A 15,394-nucleotide genomic window follows, 5' to 3' on the forward strand; every position below is an offset into this window, starting at 1 on the left:
AATTATCCTTTTTTGGCCAATGACCTTAAAAAACTAATGGCTCGAACAATCCCGCCCTTGCCTCCGCTTGACTGGCTGCGCAGTTTCGAGGCCGCGGCGCGGCTGTCGAATTTCACCGCCGCGGCAGCCGAGCTTGGCCTGACCCAGGCGGCGATCAGCCAGCACATCCGGCTTCTCGAGGAACGGCTGAAGACGCGTCTATTCTCCAGGCTGGCGCGTGGCGTCGCGCTGGCGCCGGAAGGTGCGGCTTACCTGCCCCACATCCAGTCGGCTTTCGCCACCATCGGCAGCAGCACCGCGGAACTGTTCGAGCCACGCGCCGTCCAGACCGTGACCATTCGAGCGCCGATCTCCTTTGCCTTGCTGATGCTCGTTCCGGCACTGCCCGATCTGGCAAAGGCGCTGCCGCGCATCCAGCTCGACCTCGTGACGATCCACCGACCGACCGACTACGACCTGCCGGGCTCGGCGCTCGACATCCGTTTCGGCAACGGGGCCTTTCCCGGCCGCGAAGCCGACAGGCTGACCGCCGAACGGCTCGTGCCGGTGGCCGCCCCCGGCCTGGCGAGCGGCGCCGACTGGACCTCCCTGCCGCTGCTTCTGGTTGCCGGCGCGCGCGAGATGTGGGCGGAATGGTTCGCGGCCTCAGGATCGGCCGGCCACCCCAGGCGATCGCATCGCTTCGACAGTTTCGTCGCCGCCATGGAGGCGGCGAGCGCCGGCGCCGGCGTGCTGCTGGGCTCACGGCCTTTGGTCGATGCGGCGCTCGACAGTAAGACCCTGGTCCGGCTTTCCGCCTTCGAACTCTCCAGCACTTCGGGGCATTTCCTGACCAAGGCCTCGACCGCGCGCCTGACCAGCGCCGAGCAGGATTTCCGCCAGTGGCTGCTGTCGCGCCACTCCGGTTCAGGGTCGGCGTGACTGGTTACGAGGTTGGCCCGATGCGCTTCCAGTAGATGAGCGTACCGGTCAGCCCGCCATGCGGCTTCAGGGCATAGTCCGGTATCTCGCCTGCCAGCGTGAAACCGAGCTTCTCGTAGAGGCCTGAAGCACCCTCCGTCGCCGTATCGAGAACCAGCAGCGTGCGGCCCTTCTCGACGGCCAGGCTTTCGGCGATCCGCATCAAGCGCGTTCCCACACCCCTGCCCCGGTAATCGAAGCGGGTCATCAGCTTGGCGATCTCGGCCCGGTGCGGCTGGTTGGGCGGACAGTCGAGCAACAGGGTGACAGTACCGACCAGGACCTCGCCGTGCCAGGCTCCAAGCACCGCCCTTTCCCCTCTTGCCGCCGCTGCCAGCGATTTCTGCCAGAACGCGCTTGCCGCGTCCGGTGCCAGCGGATGCATGAAACTGACCGATCCACCGGCCGCTACCGTTGCGACCAGCAATTCGGCCAGCATCTCCTGGTCTCAGCAGCCGGGGTCAGTGTTCCGATCTCGATCGAGTTCATGCGCGTGATGTCCCGTGATTGTGATGGCACGGCTGATGCAAGCACATCGCCGTCAGTCCAGATGGCGCACGCGGCGGCGCTTTCGTGCCGCCTTGATGGCGCCGATGCGTTCGGTGTCTTCTTCCCTGAGATGCCGCCCGCGCTCCAGAATCTCGAGCGTGTATTCCTCATAGGTCAGGCCCAGCCGCTCGGCCTTGTCCATGCGCAGCAGCATGACCTCGCGGCTTGGTGCCTTCCACGCCTTGGCATGAGCGGCCTGCCAGGCAAGGAAGATGTAGGGATCGCCGTTGCCCCACGGCGGCCCCTTGTACTCATCGAGAGGCGGCCCCCCATTGTGGGAGCGCTTTGGTCGTCTGGCCATGAGTTCAACCCCTGACCAGCGCGACGAGATAGTCGGCACCGGGCTCAAGGGCATGGAAGGTGCAGTCCGACGGTGCGCCGAGCGCCAGGCAATCGCCGGGTTCGAGCCTGTGCACCACATCGCCCTCGGCGAAGTCGAGTCGCCCCGAAATCAGCCATATCTGCTGCTTGATGAAGGCATAGGACGCGGCGGGAAAACTGACCCTGGCGTCCGCCGGCAACTGGACCCTGATCAGTTCCAGCGGCATGTCCGAGGCGGGCGACAGATGCCGCCTGACATAGCCGGTATCGGGATCGCGCCACACCGGTTGATCGGCTTCGCGCAGCAGCCCGCCGCCTTGCAATTCGGCGCGCGCGATGAGCGTCGACAGCGTCATGCCGAAGGCCGCCGCGATGCGCACCAGAAGCGCCGCCGTCGGGCTGGTCTTGCCACGCTCTATCGTGCTCAGCATCGCCTTCGACACCGCGGACCGCTCCGCAAGCTCGGCCAGCGACCAGTCCCGCATGATCCTCTCGGCATGGATTCTTCTGCCGATGGTCGAGGAAATATCGTTCGCTATATCATCCATACGTCCATTATAGCGAAATTCTGGCGATGGAGAAGAGCCGTCTCGCGACAATTTTCAAGGGTCGCTTAATCCTCTCTACACCATCCGACCTCACCCCGCCTTAACCCCGTTCCTGTAGGTTGATGCTCCAGGGGAAATGGGGATTGGCCTGTCCATGTATGTCGAACGCGAAGCCTCCGTTGGAGAACCGACATCGCAGGAGCGCCGCACCGCAGAGCAGAACGACAGGCGCATTCTGGGCAATGTCGTGCAATGCGATGGTGCGCGCGCCACCATCAGCGCCTATGCGGACGATGTTGACGGCGCGGTGACCGGCCTGTGGACGGTCGGCAAGATGATTTCCATCAATCTCGGATCCACGCGAACCGTCGGCCTGGTTTACGGGATCGGCAAGTCGGACCGCGCCTGGAGTAATGAAGGCCAAAACCCGATCGAGGTCAGCATCGAACTGATCGGCGAAGTCCGCGACGCAGCAGAGCCGGGCGCCAAGCCGATCTTCGATCGCGGCATCACCACCTATCCGCATATCGGCGCCATCGCCCATCGCATCCGCACCCGCGATCTGCAGGCGGTCTATGATCTGGCCGGGCGTCATTCGATCACTATCGGCACACTCTCGCAGGACGAGACGATCGCCGCCAACATCGCCATCGACGATACGCTGGCGCGTCACTTCGCCATTGTCGGTACCACCGGTGTCGGCAAATCCACCGCCGTCTCGTTGCTGCTGCGCAAGTCGATCGCGGCGCGGCCGGACCTGCGCATCCTGATCCTCGATCCGCACAACGAGTTCGCCGCGTCGCTCCCCGAATATTGCGTCAGGGTCGATTCCAAGACGCTCGACCTTCCGTTCTGGATGTTCAGGCTGGATGAGTTCGCCGAGGTGCTGTTCCGCGGCCGCGAGACGGTGCCGGAAGAGATCGACGCCTTGCGCGACCTAATCCCTGCCGCCAAGAACCTTTACCGCAACCCGAATTCGGGCAGCTACATCAGGCGCGGCAGCGATGCGCTGACCGCCGATACGCCGGTGCCTTACCGCATCGCCGACCTCATCAAGCAGATCGACGAGCGTATGGGCATGCTCGAGAGCAAGACCGATCGCCCGACGCTGAAATCCCTGAAGACGCGCGTCGAATCGGCGGCGGCCGATCCACGCTACCGCTTCATGTTCAACTCGCGCCTGATCGAGGACACCATCCACGAGACGATCGGCAACCTCTTCCGCGTGCCGCATCATGGTCGCCCGGTGACCTGCTTCGAGATGGCCGGCATGCCGTCCGAAGTGGTCAATTCCGTCTGTTCGGTGCTGGCGCGCCTGGCCTTCGACCTCGCTTTGTGGAGCGAGGGCAAGCTGCAGCTTCTGCTTTTGTGCGAAGAAGCGCACCGCTACATGCCGGCCGATCCGCGTCTCGGCTTCGCGCCGACAAGGCACGCGCTGTCGCGCATCGCCAAGGAGGGCCGCAAATATGGCTGCTATCTCGGCGTCGTCACCCAGCGACCGGGCGAGCTCGACCCGACCATCCTGTCGCAATGCTCGACCTTCTTCGCCATGCGACTTGCCAATGAGCAGGACCAGGCGATCATCCGCTCGGCGATTGCCGACTCCTCGGCCTCGACGCTGGCTTTCCTGTCGTCCATGGGTCAGCGCGAAGCCATTGCCTTCGGCGAAGGCGTGGCGACGACCATGCGGCTGAAGTTCGAAAAACTGTCCTCGGAATTGCTCCCCGGCGCAGCCAAGCGCGAAGAGGCCGCGTCATCGAAGTCAGGCGACGATATCGACCTGGTGGCGATCGTCGAGCGGCTGCGCAACGTGCCGAAACCGACACCGCAGGCGATGGCCTTCGCCGAAGTCGTCGATTCCGGCCGCCAGGCCGGCGATCCCGACTACCGCAAGCCGCCAGCCACCACCCGGGTGCAATCGGACGACGATTTCGACATGCGCTACGGCCTCAAGCCCGCGTCCTTCGGTCTACGCCCGCAAAACGATTGAGCTTGCAGCCTTACGCCGTTCCGCCGACCGACCGAGAAGCCGGAGCGGAGCGGACATTTAGTCCGTGAGCACCGGAAGTCGAGAAAGTTGCGTCAGGCGACCGGCCTCATGAATTCTTCTTCGGGATTTTAGGCGCAGACGCGGTTGCGGCCTTGCCTCTTCGCCTCATAGAGCTGGCGGTCGGCGCGGCGATAGAACGCCTCCGCCGTTTCCTTGCGGTCCCAGACGGCCAGACCGACGCTGGTGGTGATCTTGAGGCGGACATTGCCTGACAGAACCGACATGTTGGCGATCGCCTTGCGGATGCGCTCGGCAAACTTGCCCAGCAGTTCAGCGTCCATGTTGGGCGTGACCACGGCGAACTCCTCGCCGCCCAATCGCGCCACCACGTCGTGATAGCGTGTCATGTCCTTGAGGCAGCTCGCGACCGCCTTGAGCACCTCATCGCCGACATCATGGCCATGGGTGTCGTTGACCTGCTTGAAATGGTCGAGGTCGAGGATCATCAGCCCGACTGGCTTTTCGATGCGCCGGAACTCCTCGAGATATTCCTTCAGTGCATCGTCGAAATAGCGCCGGTTCTGCATGCCGGTCAGGCCATCGGTCAGCGCGGCGTGCTCAAGCGTCTCCGAGCGGGCGCTGAGCGAAACCGTCATGGCGCGCAGTTTGCCTTCCTCCGTCGCCTGTTTGCGGATCAGCGGATAGATGAAGAAAATGCCGAAGAACAGCGCCGTGGCCAAAAGCACGCCGGTCGCGAACAGCAGCTTGTTGAGATAGATGACCTTGTCCATACCCGAAGCCGTATGCAGCTCGGTGGCGAAGGATTGCAGTAGCCCATAGGCATGTAGCGTCACCAGGCCCGCGGCCAGGATCACGAAGATAAAGACGAAAAATGCTGATTCCGCCTTGTGGAAACGCATCTGCTCCCCGATGGAAAAGTGCCCACTGACCTTATGGCATGGGCGGGCTTACGGAGGGTTAATTTGGACAACCACAACGGGAACCTTTCCTTGCATATCAACTTTGCAGGTTGCAATGGAAACAGGCGATCAGATCGTGGTTTCCAGATCATCACCGAGGCGCAATCTTTGCCATTCCGGCCCCAATTGATGCCTGAACCAGGTCGTTTGCCGCTTGGCATATTGCCTGGTTGCGATCTTGGCGCGCTCGATCGCCTCGGGAAAGCCAATCTCTCCGGCCATCGCGGCCTGCAGTTCGCGAACGCCGATCGCTTTCATCGCCGGTAATTCGGGATCGAGGCCTAGCGCCGATAGTCGCTTGACCTCGTCCAGCGCTCCCTTGTCCAACATCTGGTCGAAGCGTTTTTCGATACGGTCGACCAGTGCCGCCCGGTCCGGTTCGATCACGAAGAAACGCGCGCTCTGCCTGTCGATGAGCGGCCGGCCGCGCTCCGCCTGCCATTCCCGAATCGAACGGCCCGATGCGTCGAGCACCTCCAGTGCCCGCACGATGCGCTGGCTGTCGGTCGGCTTCAGCATCATGGCTGACGCCGAATCCTCGCGCAGCAGCAGGCTGTGCAGCTTGACGGCGCCCTGCTCCTTCAGCTCATAGCGCCAGCGGTCACGGACCCGCTGCGGAATGTCGGGCATTTCCGAAATGCCCTCGGCAAGCGCACGAAAGTAGAGCCCGGTGCCACCGACAAAAATAACAGGCCGTTCGAAGGACGTGCCATCAGGTCGCCCGGAGAGCGCACCGTCGTCGATCAGCTTCATCACGTCGCGCAGCCAGGCACCGGTGGAATAGGCTGTGGCCGGGTGGACATGGCCATAGAGAAAATGCGGCGCGTGGGCGAGGTCGGCCGCCCCCGGCCGGGCGGTCAGCACGTCGAGCACCGAATAGCCCTGCATGGAATCGGTGTTGACGATGACGGCGCCCTTGCGCTCGGCCAGTTCGAGCGCCAACCCCGACTTGCCGCTGGCGGTCGGTCCGGCTATCAGGATCGCGTTCTTCACGCGGCCCTCGCCCGCCTGTCCGCCGGAATCTTCCATGCCGCTCATCGCCACGCTTGTTTCCCGTCCCGCCGATCGCGCATTGTCCCTGTCGCTTGCGAATATGGCGTCACGGTCGGTCGGCGCAAGCGCTGTTGTCTGGCTTGCCGACGGGATTGCCTGCGATCTTGCCTTGCCGCAGGAGGCTGACGCCGCCGAGACGAGTGCCGCCTTGCGCACCGCACTCGCTACTGAACCGGTCGACGTGATCGTCCAGCAGGCGGAAACCCGCCGCAAGAAGATCCTCATAGCCGACATGGATTCGACCATGATCGACCAGGAATGCATCGACGAGTTGGCCGACGAGATCGGCGTCAAGGATCATGTTGCGGCCATCACCGCGCGATCGATGAACGGCGAGATCGCGTTTGAACCGGCCTTGCGCGAGCGGGTGGCGTTGTTGAGGGGCCTCGACGCCGCCGTGGTCGACCGCATCGTCGCCAATCGCCTGACGCTGGCCGCGGGCGGCAGCGTGCTGGTGCGGACCATGCGGGCCAATGGCGCCTGGACGGCGCTGGTGTCTGGGGGGTTCGAGGTGTTCACGACGCGCATTGCTGCCATGCTTGGCTTCCAGGAGAACCGCGCCAATCGCCTGCTCGAACAGGACGGCCGCTTCACCGGGCTGGTCGGCGAACCGATACTCGGCCGCGCCGCCAAGGCCGATGCGCTGATCGAGATTTCGACACGCCTCGGCCTGACGCCGACTGACGCCATTGCCGTCGGCGACGGCGCCAATGATCTCGACATGATCCGGCTGGCCGGCACCGGCGTCGCCCTCCATGCCAAGCCGACCGTGGCGGCACAGGCAAAGGTTCGCATCGACCATGGCGACCTGACCGCATTGCTCTATGTGCAGGGCTACAGGCAAGAAGAGTTTGTGCAATGAAACCAATGCGTACCGAGCGCCTGATCCTGCGCAACTGGGAGGATCGCGATCGCGAACTGTTCCACCGGATCAATTCCGACGAACAGGTCATGGAATTCTTTCCCTTCCGCCGCGACCGCGCGCAGGCGGACGCTAAGATGGACGAAGTCCGTGCTTGGGTCGATGAGGATGGTCATGGCTTTGCCGCGGTCGAGATTGCGGCCACTGGGGAGTGCATCGGCTTTGTCGGAATAACCGGAACAGAAGATATTGACGTCCTATCTGCCGGCACGATCGAGATCGGCTGGCGTCTTGCTCCGGAATTCTGGGGCAAGGGCTACGTCACCGAGGCGGCCGAGGCCTGGCTGGCCTACGGTTTCGAAACGCTTGGCCTGGACGAAATCGTGTCTTTCGCGGTCTACGACAACCATCGCTCCACCGCCGTCATGAAACGCCTCGGCATGAGCGCGGACCCGGCCAGCGATTTCGACCATCCTGAGGTCCCTGACAGCCATCCTCATCTCAAACGGCATGTCCTCTACAGGCTGTCGCGCCAGGACTGGCAGGCACGAAAAAGGGCGGCTCGCTAGCCGCCCTTTTCATTGAAGATCAATCGATTGCCAGGCTTTCCGGACCTCAGTCCATCCGGATCGTCACGAACCTGAGTTCTCCGGTCTTCGACGCCAGCATCAGCAGCGCGTTCTTGCGCCCCTGCTCCTTCAAGGCGCCGATCCGGTCCATGACGTCCTTGGGCGTGGCGACCGATTCCTGCGCGATCTCGGTGATCACCTCGCCGGGCTGGATGCCGCGCTCGGCGGCAGCCGAGTCCTTGGTGACATCGGTGATGACGACACCGGAGACGTCGGCGGCAATGCTGAACTTCTTGCGCGTCTCGTCGTTCAGTTCACCGACGGTCATGCCGAGCACCGAAGCCGTCGAGACGGCCGGAGCCTTGTCACCCTTGTCCTGGTCGGTGTTGCTGCCATCCTCGCCGCTGGCGAGCTTTTCGCCATCCTCGAGCCGGCCGAGCGTCACCTTCACGGTCTGCTCGACGCCCTTGCGCACGATCAGCACATCGACCGCCTTGCCGACCGGGCTTTCGGCGACCACGCGCGGCAGGTCGCGCATTTCATGGATGTCCTTGCCGTCGAATTTGATGATGACGTCGCCGGCCTGGATGGTGCCGTTGTCGACAGGTCCGCCCTTGATGACGCCGGCGACCAGCGCGCCCTTGGCTGTGGCCATGCCGAGGCTCTCGGCAATGTCATCGGTCACCGGCTGGATGCGCACGCCGAGCCAGCCGCGCCGCGTCTCGCCGAACTGGCGCAACTGGTCGACGACGCCGGAGGCGAGCTGCGAGGGAATGGAGAAGCCGATGCCGATCGAACCGCCTGACGGCGAAATGATCGCGGTGTTGATGCCGATGACCTCGCCGGCGCTGTTGAACAGCGGGCCGCCGGAATTGCCGCGGTTGATCGCGGCGTCGGTCTGGATGAAGTCGTCATAGGGACCGGAATTGATGTCGCGGTTGCGGGCCGAAACGATGCCGACCGTCACCGTGCCGCCGAGGCCGAACGGATTGCCGATCGCCATCACCCAGTCGCCGACGCGCATCTTGGTGGAATCGCCGAACTTCACCGCCGTCAGCTTGTGGCCCTTCGGGTCGACCTTCAGCACCGCGACATCGGTCTTGGTGTCGGTGCCGACCAGCGTCGCCTTCAAGGTAATGCCGTCGGAGAAATTGACCTCGATGTCGTCGGCATCGGCGATCACGTGGTTGTTGGTGACGACGATGCCTTGCTCCGCGTCGATGACGAAGCCGGAACCCAGCGACTGCACTTTCTGCCCGCCATTATCCTTGTCGCCGCCACGGTTCTTGAAGAAATCGTCGAAGAAATCCTGGAAGGGCGAACCCTCGGGCAACTGCGGCATCGGCACCGCGCCTGGACCTTCGGTACCCTTCACCGTCTGCGAGGTCGAGATGTTGACCACCGCGCCAAGCAGGCCTTCCGCCAGATCGGCGACCGAAGCAGGCCCGTCGGCGGCAAATGTCGGCGTCATGAAGGATGGGACAGCGGCGGCGCTGACAAGAAGTGCTGCCGCGCCGGCGATGAACGTCCGCCGTGCCGCGCGCAAAAGGAAATTGGATGTCATCGAGAAGCCTCCCGGTATTCCTGAAAGAAAAGCGCTTCGACGAAAACGCCGCGTCGCGCCATGTTGGCAAAAAATACGGCACGTTTGCGGCTATGACTATCGGCAGAGGATAAATCATCCGTTATCCCGAGGATCGAACCTCGTATCCCAGAGATCGAACCTCGTATCCCGAAAACCGAAGCTCGCCGCCCTCACCCGCTTCGCACCAGCCAGACGATGCCGACACCGATGGCAATCGCCGCCAGCCCCGCGATCCGCAACGCATTCTCGGGCAGCGACAGCACTTCAGTGGCCAACTTCCTGGCAAGGCCGGGAAAGCCGCCATAGACCAGACCTTCTATCACAAGGACGAGGCCCATGGCGGCGATAAAATCCTGCACAGACCGCTACTGGCCGGTGCTGGGCTGTGCCGCCGGCGCGGCAGGTGCCGTCGCCGGAGCGGTTGGCGCAGGCGAAACCGGCTTAGCCGGCCCCTCCTTGCCGTCGGGGTCGCGGAAGAAGCGGAAGAACTCCGAGTTCGGCGACAGCACCATGGTCGTCCCGGAGTTGTCCAGCGCCGTACCGTAAGCGTTCATCGACCGGTAGAAGTCGAAGAAGGCCGGATCGCGCTGATACGCTTCCGCGAAGGTGGCACTGCGCTGGGCTTCGCCCTCGCCTCGCAGGATTTCCGACTCTTTCTGCGCTTCCGCGACAATCTCGACCACTTCACGATCGGCGCGAGCCGTGATGCGCTGTGCCGCTTCGTTGCCGCGTGCCCTCAGCCGGGCAGCCTCTGCCAGGCGTTCCGCCTTCATGCGGTCGAAGGTCTGCTGCGAGACCTCGGCCGTGAGGTCCGTGCGGCGGATGCGGACATCCTCGATCTGCAGGCCGAGCGACGTAGCGTCGGGCCGGAGCTGATCGCGGACTTCGCGCATCATCACGGCGCGCTGTTCGGAGAGTGCGGCCTCGAAATCGCGCAGACCGTAGACACGGCGCAAGGCAGCGTCGAGACGCGTCCTGAGCCGCGCTTCGGCCAGTTCGATCTGGCCGGACACGGCGGCACGGAAGACGCGCGGATCCGAGATGCGATAGGCGATGAAGGCATCGACCTCGTAGAACTTGCCGCCCGACACCTGGACGCGGATGTTGTCGAGGTCGAAGCGCAGCACCCGGTTCTCGATCAGTTGCACCGTATCGGCGTCGAAGAACGAGAACGGCGCCTTGAAGTAGATGCCGGGCTCGCTCTTGACGTCGACGATCTCGCCGAACCTGAGCACAAGAGCTTGCTGGCGCGCATTGACCACGAAGACCGACGAATAGAGCAGGAACAGGATGACGGCCGCTGCGACGACGATGATGGGAAGACGGTTGGCCATCACTGGTTACCTCCCATAACCGCAGCAGGGGCGGCCGGCGCCGCCGCTTTCGGCTGCAATGCCGGCAGCGGCAGATAGGGGACGACCCCTTGCCCGTTGCCCTGCTCGACGATCACCTTGTTCGAATCTTTCAGAACCCTCTCCATGGTTTCCAGATAGAGGCGCTTGCGTGTCACATCCGGCGCCTTGGCATATTCGTCATAGACCGAGATGAAGCGCTGCGCCTCACCTTCGGCTTCCTGCACGACCCGGTTCTTGTAGGCGGCCGCGTCTTCGCGGACCTGTGCGGCCTCGCCGCGTGCCTGGCCGAGCTTCTGGTTGGAGTACTGGTTGGCCTGCTCGACGAACTTGTCCTCGTCCTGCTCGGCGCGCTGCACCTCGTCGAACGCATCGGCCACCTCGCGTGGCGGTGCTGCATCCTCGATCGAAACGGCGTTGACGTTGAGGCCGGCCTTGTAGCCGTCCAGCGTCGTCTGGATGATTTCGCGAACCGAGGCAGCGATGCCCTGGCGGTCATCGCGGAAGATGTCCTGCGCCGGCCGGCGGCCGACGGCTTCACGCATGGCGCTTTCGGCAACCTGTCGCAGCATGCCGTCAGGATCGGAGACGTCGAACAGATAGGCCCGGGGGTCGGAGACCTGATAGGCCACCGAGAACTGGACGTTGACGATGTTCTGGTCGCCCGAAAGCATCAGGCCGTTGCCGCTGGTATTGCCGCCGCCAATGTCGACGAGCTGTTCGGAAATCTTGGCGGTCTCGACGGTTTCGAGCGGCCACCAATGGAAATGCAGGCCGGGCTGCGACAGTTCGGCCTTCGGCTTGCCGAAGCGCAGTTCAACCGCAACCTCGTCGGGCTGCACGGTGTAAACCGCCTGGAACGCCCACAGCACCACGAGTGCTGCCGCGATCAGCGCGAAAACAGCCGGGCTTGCGCCACCGCCACCCGGCAGTGCGCGCCGCAGCCTGTCCTGGCCGCGGCGAATGATGTCTTCAAGATCGGGAGGCGAGCCCTGCGGGCCGCTCGGTCCCTTTGGCCCCTGCCCCCAGGGTCCCTGATTGTTGCCGCCGCCGCCCCATGGGCCGCCGCCACCGCCGCTCTTGTCGTTCCAGGGCATGAATGTCCTTTCGCTTGGAATTCCCTCAAGCGCCGGTATTACGGCGCGAAATCCAGTGTGTTACTTCTATAGGGACGCCGCGAGGCGCTTTCAACGCGATGCGTTGCCGACTTCGTCCGATTTGGTCCGGTCGCGACCCTTTGTCGTCTTTCAATGCACGTCGCGGCGGCGCTCGTAAACCGAATAGCGCGTCGCGTGGCTATCCTTTTCCCCGGCTGGAACCTCCTGTGAGCTGACCATACGCCAGGAATTGGGATCGATCGGCAGGAAATGCGCATCGCCGTCGACCGTTGCCAGCACATGGGTGACGTGCAGCCGGTCGGCCAGCGGCAGCGCCTGGGCGTAGATTTCGCCGCCGCCGATGACGCAGACCTCGTCCACACCGGCCATGCAGCGCCCGCGCACCGTCGCCAGCTGAATCGCGGCTTCGAGCGAATGCGCGACCTCGACGCCCTCGGCGCGCCAGGCCTTGTCGCGGGTGACCACGATGTTCAGCCTGCCCGGCAGCGGCCGGCCAATGCCTTCATAGGTCTTGCGGCCCATGATGATCGGCTTGCCCATCGTGTCGGCCTTGAAGCGCTTGAGATCGGTGGACAGCCGCCAGGGCAGCCCGCCATCCCGTCCGATCACGCCGTTCTCGGCAATAGCGACATAGATTGCGACGTGCATCAGTTAGCGGCCCCACCATTGCTGTCTAACGGTTCGAGCAACAGGATATCGATGTCGTGCTCGGGATAGAAATCGTCCGCCGTCATCTCGAAAGTCGTCGGTCCGACCTTTTTGACATTGTCGCCGCAGAACGAGACCAGGGCTTTCGGATTGCCCTTGTCGACCGTCAGCTTGAACTTGCCGATGGTGCCCGCCGCCCAATTACCGCCGGTGGTCAGGATATAGGCGATGCGGCTTTCGTTGTACCTCGGGTAGCCGTCGGGATCGTCCTTCGCCGCCTTGCGCACCGCGTTCTCGAACGTGTCGTCCATGCAGTAGCGGGTCTTGTAGGTGGCGTATTGGCCCTGGAACTTGCCGTCAAAGAAAAAGCTGACCGAAGACGTGCCGCCGACGCTTGGCTTGTAGCGGTGCGAGACATGAACGTCCTTGTTGGCCGGAAAGGTCGAGCGCCACCAATAGGTCGAGCGCAACTGCCAGAACGGCGCATAGTTGGGTTTCGCGCCGCCGCTGTCGTCAATCGTGTCCTCGATGATGATGCCGCGGTTGACCCAGTCATCGGCCACCGCTTGCGGCAGCTTTGCCAATGCGGCCTTTGCCGCGTCGCCGAACGGGTTGAACGGCACATTCTGCGCCTTGAGGTCGGCACCGATGTCGATGCCGAGCGCGAACACCCTCTGCTCGAGCTGCGGCTTGGCGGCGACACCGTCGATGGTCACCTCGAAGCCGAGAAAATTGTCGCTCTGATCTTCCGGGATCGCCGGCATTTCTTCGGGATCGCCAGAAATATCGGGCATCGGGAAGGCGACGATCGCGTCGACGTCCTTGTCGATGTTGTTGTGGAAGACGTAGTCGACCGTCACCTTTTCCGGCGAGATGAAGAGGTCCTCGCTTTGCATCGACACGGCATCGCTGCGCGACAGGATCAGGCCGCCAGTGCCGAGCTCGGCAACCGAATCATTGGCGAATGCAGGCGCGGCCGACAGGGCCAGCACGGCGGTCAGAACATATCGCATCATGGAAGCCCCCCTCGGCTAGAATGCCCACGTGACCCTAGCCGTTTCAATGTGGCGTTTCAAAGCCCTTCCGCATCCGCGGGCGCGCCCAAGCGGTCTGGACTAACAGGTTCCGATCGGGCAGGAGATCGTTTCATGCGCAAGCTTCTCGTCATCGGCATCGGCGCCGGCAATCCCGACCATATGACCGTTCAGGCCATAAACGGCCTCAACCGCGCCGACGTGCTGTTCATCCCCGACAAGGGCGCGAAGAAGAACGACCTTGCCGACTTGCGCCGCCAGATCTGCGACCGCTTTGTCACCAACCCGAAGTCGCGCCGCGTCGAATTCGACGTGCCGGTGCGCGCCGAGCCGGCGCCCTCCTACCGCTCGACGGTCGACGACTGGCACGAGGCCATCGCCGCCATCTACGAAGCCCTGATCCGCGACGAGATTGCGCAAAATGGCTGCGGCGCCTTTCTGATCTGGGGCGATCCCTCGCTCTACGACAGTGCGCTGCGCATCCTCGAGCGCGTGCGCCTGAGAGGCAATGTCGCGTTCGAACTGGAGGTCATTCCAGGCATCACCGCTATCCAGGCGCTTGCCGCCAGCCATGCCATGGCGTTGAACCGCATCGGCGATTCCGTCCTGATCACCACCGGCCGCCGCCTCACCCAGGAGGGCTTGGCCAACAATGCCGGCAGCACCGTCGTCATGCTGGACGGGAAATGCGCCTTCAACACGCTTGCCGACAAGGATGTCGTTATCCATTGGGGCGCTTATCTCGGCACGCCGGACGAGATTATTCTCTCGGGCCGGATCGGTGATATCGGCCCGGAGATCGAGAGGGTCCGCGAGGAAGCCCGCCGGCATAAGGGCTGGATCATGGATACGTATCTGCTGCGCAAGCCTGGCGAGCCTGAGGATGATCGGTGAATTCTAAGAATCGCTGCGCCGAATCTCGATCCGCACCAAAGTCTCAGCCTGCAGAAGTCCGTCGCTTCAAGATTGCGCAGAATTCAAAGGTGTTGTGCGGCGTGGAATAGACTTGCTCCACGTCCAGCCCAATGAGACCAAGATTGGAAAGTGCCTCTATTCCCGAGCGGAAACTTTGGGGTGTAAATTGCCACGCGTGCACATCGATGTAGGCCCCGCCGGAATTGTCATACGCACCCATAGCCGAGGAAACAGTCGTCAGGTCATGCCGAAATTTTGGTACCCCGTGATCGCCGATCCAATGGCGAACCGGGTCATTATGCGTGGTTAGAGCTATGTGTTCGATGACGCTCTTTGCGCTGTGAACCCTGTTGCCCCGAGCGTTGATGAAATCTGCAATTGAACTCTCTGGGATGAAATGGTCGAAGCAGTAGCGCTTGTCCGGGATAATCAGGAGGTATCTGCCCGTCGGCACAAGAATCCTCGCGACCTGGTTCAGATGGCGGATCAGGTCTGGTTGATGCTCGATACAGTGACTGCTCAGGCAACAATCAAACGTCTCGTCTACGATGCTCAAGTCGCCAGTGCCGGAGACATAGTGGATATCGACGGGGCTGGAGTAAACATAGCCGATCGCATCCGCCCGCTTGATCAGTCCCTTTTTGTCCATGACTTCGAAATATTTTACATGTGGACCGCGCAGGGTTGGATTCGTGAAAGGCCCCACCTCAAGGGTTGATTTGTGACCAACAAGGGAAGCGAGATCGTTTCGGTTGAACTCTGGCGGAGCGGCGTCCATCTCAAGTTCCTTTACTGGTCGCATGAGTGAAATTGTGAGACCGGCTACCAATCATGGTCGGTCATGGGAATCAATCGCGACCTGGGGATTGCGCTGACGGTGTGGACGGTGCCCTGGCGGCATCTGGTTCGC

General features: G+C 62.9%; 16 protein-coding genes and 1 pseudogene. 5 read left to right on the forward strand and 12 right to left on the reverse strand.

Going from position 1 to position 15,394, the window contains the following annotated elements; genetic code table 11:
- Positions 1-36: 36 nt before the first annotated feature.
- Positions 37-921, forward strand: a complete 885-nt coding sequence (locus tag ACFFNA_RS02165) for a LysR substrate-binding domain-containing protein (protein ID WP_378915238.1) — start codon at positions 37-39, stop codon at positions 919-921.
- A gap of 4 nt (positions 922-925) precedes the next feature.
- On the opposite strand, the pseudogene ACFFNA_RS02170 reads toward ACFFNA_RS02165, so the two are convergent.
- From ACFFNA_RS02170 to ACFFNA_RS02180, 3 genes and pseudogenes are all read right to left on the reverse strand, one after another.
- Positions 926-1,449, reverse strand: a pseudogene (locus tag ACFFNA_RS02170) (GNAT family N-acetyltransferase).
- Positions 1,450-1,501: 52 nt separating this feature from the next.
- Positions 1,502-1,810 carry a hypothetical protein gene (locus ACFFNA_RS02175; protein ID WP_111547613.1) on the reverse strand — a complete coding sequence of 103 codons (309 nt, stop codon included), beginning with the start codon at positions 1,808-1,810 and terminating at the stop codon, positions 1,502-1,504.
- Positions 1,811-1,814: 4 nt separating this feature from the next.
- A complete protein-coding gene (locus ACFFNA_RS02180; RefSeq protein ID WP_111547614.1) occupies positions 1,815-2,378 on the reverse strand; it encodes an XRE family transcriptional regulator in 564 nt (187 codons plus the stop codon).
- 154 nt (positions 2,379-2,532) lie between these two features.
- On the opposite strand from ACFFNA_RS02180, the gene ACFFNA_RS02185 reads away from it, so the two are divergent.
- Positions 2,533-4,368, forward strand: coding sequence for an ATP-binding protein (locus ACFFNA_RS02185; protein ID WP_378915240.1), 1,836 nt, complete (start codon positions 2,533-2,535; stop codon positions 4,366-4,368).
- A gap of 128 nt (positions 4,369-4,496) precedes the next feature.
- Here ACFFNA_RS02185 and ACFFNA_RS02190 read toward each other — a convergent pair whose 3' ends face one another.
- Both ACFFNA_RS02190 and miaA read right to left on the reverse strand, forming a co-directional pair.
- Positions 4,497-5,288, reverse strand: a complete 792-nt coding sequence (locus tag ACFFNA_RS02190) for a GGDEF domain-containing protein (protein WP_378915242.1) — start codon at positions 5,286-5,288, stop codon at positions 4,497-4,499.
- 129 nt (positions 5,289-5,417) lie between these two features.
- Entirely contained in the window at positions 5,418-6,386 is a 969-nt protein-coding gene (gene miaA, locus ACFFNA_RS02195) for a tRNA (adenosine(37)-N6)-dimethylallyltransferase MiaA (protein WP_378915244.1), read from the reverse strand.
- On the opposite strand from miaA, the gene serB reads away from it, so the two are divergent.
- The gene (gene serB, locus ACFFNA_RS02200; RefSeq protein WP_378915245.1) at positions 6,376-7,263 is read left to right on the forward strand and encodes a phosphoserine phosphatase SerB; all 888 of its coding nucleotides are present in this window, start codon (positions 6,376-6,378) and stop codon (positions 7,261-7,263) included. The genes miaA and serB overlap by 11 nt on opposite strands.
- Positions 7,260-7,832, forward strand: coding sequence for a GNAT family N-acetyltransferase (locus ACFFNA_RS02205; RefSeq protein ID WP_111547617.1), 573 nt, complete (start codon positions 7,260-7,262; stop codon positions 7,830-7,832). Before serB ends, ACFFNA_RS02205 begins: the two co-directional genes overlap by 4 nt.
- 46 nt (positions 7,833-7,878) lie before the next feature.
- Here ACFFNA_RS02205 and ACFFNA_RS02210 read toward each other — a convergent pair whose 3' ends face one another.
- From ACFFNA_RS02210 to ACFFNA_RS02235, 6 genes are all read right to left on the reverse strand, one after another.
- Positions 7,879-9,396, reverse strand: a complete 1,518-nt coding sequence (locus tag ACFFNA_RS02210) for a DegQ family serine endoprotease (RefSeq protein ID WP_378915248.1) — start codon at positions 9,394-9,396, stop codon at positions 7,879-7,881.
- Between the two features lie 191 nt (positions 9,397-9,587).
- Positions 9,588-9,776, reverse strand: coding sequence for a DUF2065 domain-containing protein (locus ACFFNA_RS02215; RefSeq protein WP_378915250.1), 189 nt, complete (start codon positions 9,774-9,776; stop codon positions 9,588-9,590).
- Positions 9,777-9,782: 6 nt separating this feature from the next.
- Entirely contained in the window at positions 9,783-10,751 is a 969-nt protein-coding gene (gene hflC, locus ACFFNA_RS02220; RefSeq protein ID WP_111547618.1) for a protease modulator HflC, read from the reverse strand.
- Positions 10,751-11,866 carry an FtsH protease activity modulator HflK gene (hflK, locus tag ACFFNA_RS02225; RefSeq protein ID WP_378915252.1) on the reverse strand — a complete coding sequence of 372 codons (1,116 nt, stop codon included), beginning with the start codon at positions 11,864-11,866 and terminating at the stop codon, positions 10,751-10,753. Before hflK ends, hflC begins: the two co-directional genes overlap by 1 nt.
- 150 nt (positions 11,867-12,016) lie before the next feature.
- Positions 12,017-12,535, reverse strand: a complete 519-nt coding sequence (locus ACFFNA_RS02230) for a dihydrofolate reductase (protein ID WP_111547620.1) — start codon at positions 12,533-12,535, stop codon at positions 12,017-12,019.
- On the reverse strand, positions 12,535-13,551 hold the full coding sequence (locus tag ACFFNA_RS02235; protein WP_378915254.1) for a DUF4424 domain-containing protein: 1,017 nt from the start codon (positions 13,549-13,551) through the stop codon (positions 12,535-12,537). Before ACFFNA_RS02235 ends, ACFFNA_RS02230 begins: the two co-directional genes overlap by 1 nt.
- Positions 13,552-13,683: 132 nt before the next feature.
- Between ACFFNA_RS02235 and cobF the strand changes: the two genes are divergently transcribed.
- A complete protein-coding gene (gene cobF / locus ACFFNA_RS02240) occupies positions 13,684-14,463 on the forward strand; it encodes a precorrin-6A synthase (deacetylating) (RefSeq protein ID WP_378915256.1) in 780 nt (259 codons plus the stop codon).
- A 43-nt stretch (positions 14,464-14,506) separates the two neighbouring features.
- On the opposite strand, the gene ACFFNA_RS02245 is transcribed toward cobF, so the two are convergent.
- Positions 14,507-15,262, reverse strand: coding sequence for a methyltransferase domain-containing protein (locus tag ACFFNA_RS02245; RefSeq protein ID WP_378915258.1), 756 nt, complete (start codon positions 15,260-15,262; stop codon positions 14,507-14,509).
- Between the last annotated feature and the right edge of the window lie 132 nt (positions 15,263-15,394).

This window comes from Mesorhizobium kowhaii, from assembly GCF_042431665.1.
Classification (GTDB): domain Bacteria; phylum Pseudomonadota; class Alphaproteobacteria; order Rhizobiales; family Rhizobiaceae; genus Mesorhizobium; species Mesorhizobium kowhaii.

What these genes read in the sequence shown, in the direction of transcription:
- ACFFNA_RS02165 (WP_378915238.1), top strand. Translation starts at nt 37, where the DNA reads ATGGCTCGAACAATCCCGCCCTTGCCTCCGCTTGACTGGCTGCGCAGT.
- ACFFNA_RS02175 (WP_111547613.1), bottom strand. Translation starts at nt 1,810, where the DNA reads ATGGCCAGACGACCAAAGCGCTCCCACAATGGGGGGCCGCCTCTCGAT.
- ACFFNA_RS02180 (WP_111547614.1), bottom strand. Translation starts at nt 2,378, where the DNA reads ATGGATGATATAGCGAACGATATTTCCTCGACCATCGGCAGAAGAATC.
- ACFFNA_RS02185 (WP_378915240.1), top strand. Translation starts at nt 2,533, where the DNA reads ATGTATGTCGAACGCGAAGCCTCCGTTGGAGAACCGACATCGCAGGAG.
- ACFFNA_RS02190 (WP_378915242.1), bottom strand. Translation starts at nt 5,288, where the DNA reads ATGCGTTTCCACAAGGCGGAATCAGCATTTTTCGTCTTTATCTTCGTG.
- serB (WP_378915245.1), top strand. Translation starts at nt 6,376, where the DNA reads ATGCCGCTCATCGCCACGCTTGTTTCCCGTCCCGCCGATCGCGCATTG.
- miaA (WP_378915244.1), bottom strand. Translation starts at nt 6,386, where the DNA reads ATGAGCGGCATGGAAGATTCCGGCGGACAGGCGGGCGAGGGCCGCGTG.
- ACFFNA_RS02205 (WP_111547617.1), top strand. Translation starts at nt 7,260, where the DNA reads ATGAAACCAATGCGTACCGAGCGCCTGATCCTGCGCAACTGGGAGGAT.
- ACFFNA_RS02210 (WP_378915248.1), bottom strand. Translation starts at nt 9,396, where the DNA reads ATGACATCCAATTTCCTTTTGCGCGCGGCACGGCGGACGTTCATCGCC.
- hflC (WP_111547618.1), bottom strand. Translation starts at nt 10,751, where the DNA reads ATGGCCAACCGTCTTCCCATCATCGTCGTCGCAGCGGCCGTCATCCTG.
- hflK (WP_378915252.1), bottom strand. Translation starts at nt 11,866, where the DNA reads ATGCCCTGGAACGACAAGAGCGGCGGTGGCGGCGGCCCATGGGGCGGC.
- ACFFNA_RS02230 (WP_111547620.1), bottom strand. Translation starts at nt 12,535, where the DNA reads ATGCACGTCGCAATCTATGTCGCTATTGCCGAGAACGGCGTGATCGGA.
- ACFFNA_RS02235 (WP_378915254.1), bottom strand. Translation starts at nt 13,551, where the DNA reads ATGATGCGATATGTTCTGACCGCCGTGCTGGCCCTGTCGGCCGCGCCT.
- cobF (WP_378915256.1), top strand. Translation starts at nt 13,684, where the DNA reads ATGCGCAAGCTTCTCGTCATCGGCATCGGCGCCGGCAATCCCGACCAT.
- ACFFNA_RS02245 (WP_378915258.1), bottom strand. Translation starts at nt 15,262, where the DNA reads ATGGACGCCGCTCCGCCAGAGTTCAACCGAAACGATCTCGCTTCCCTT.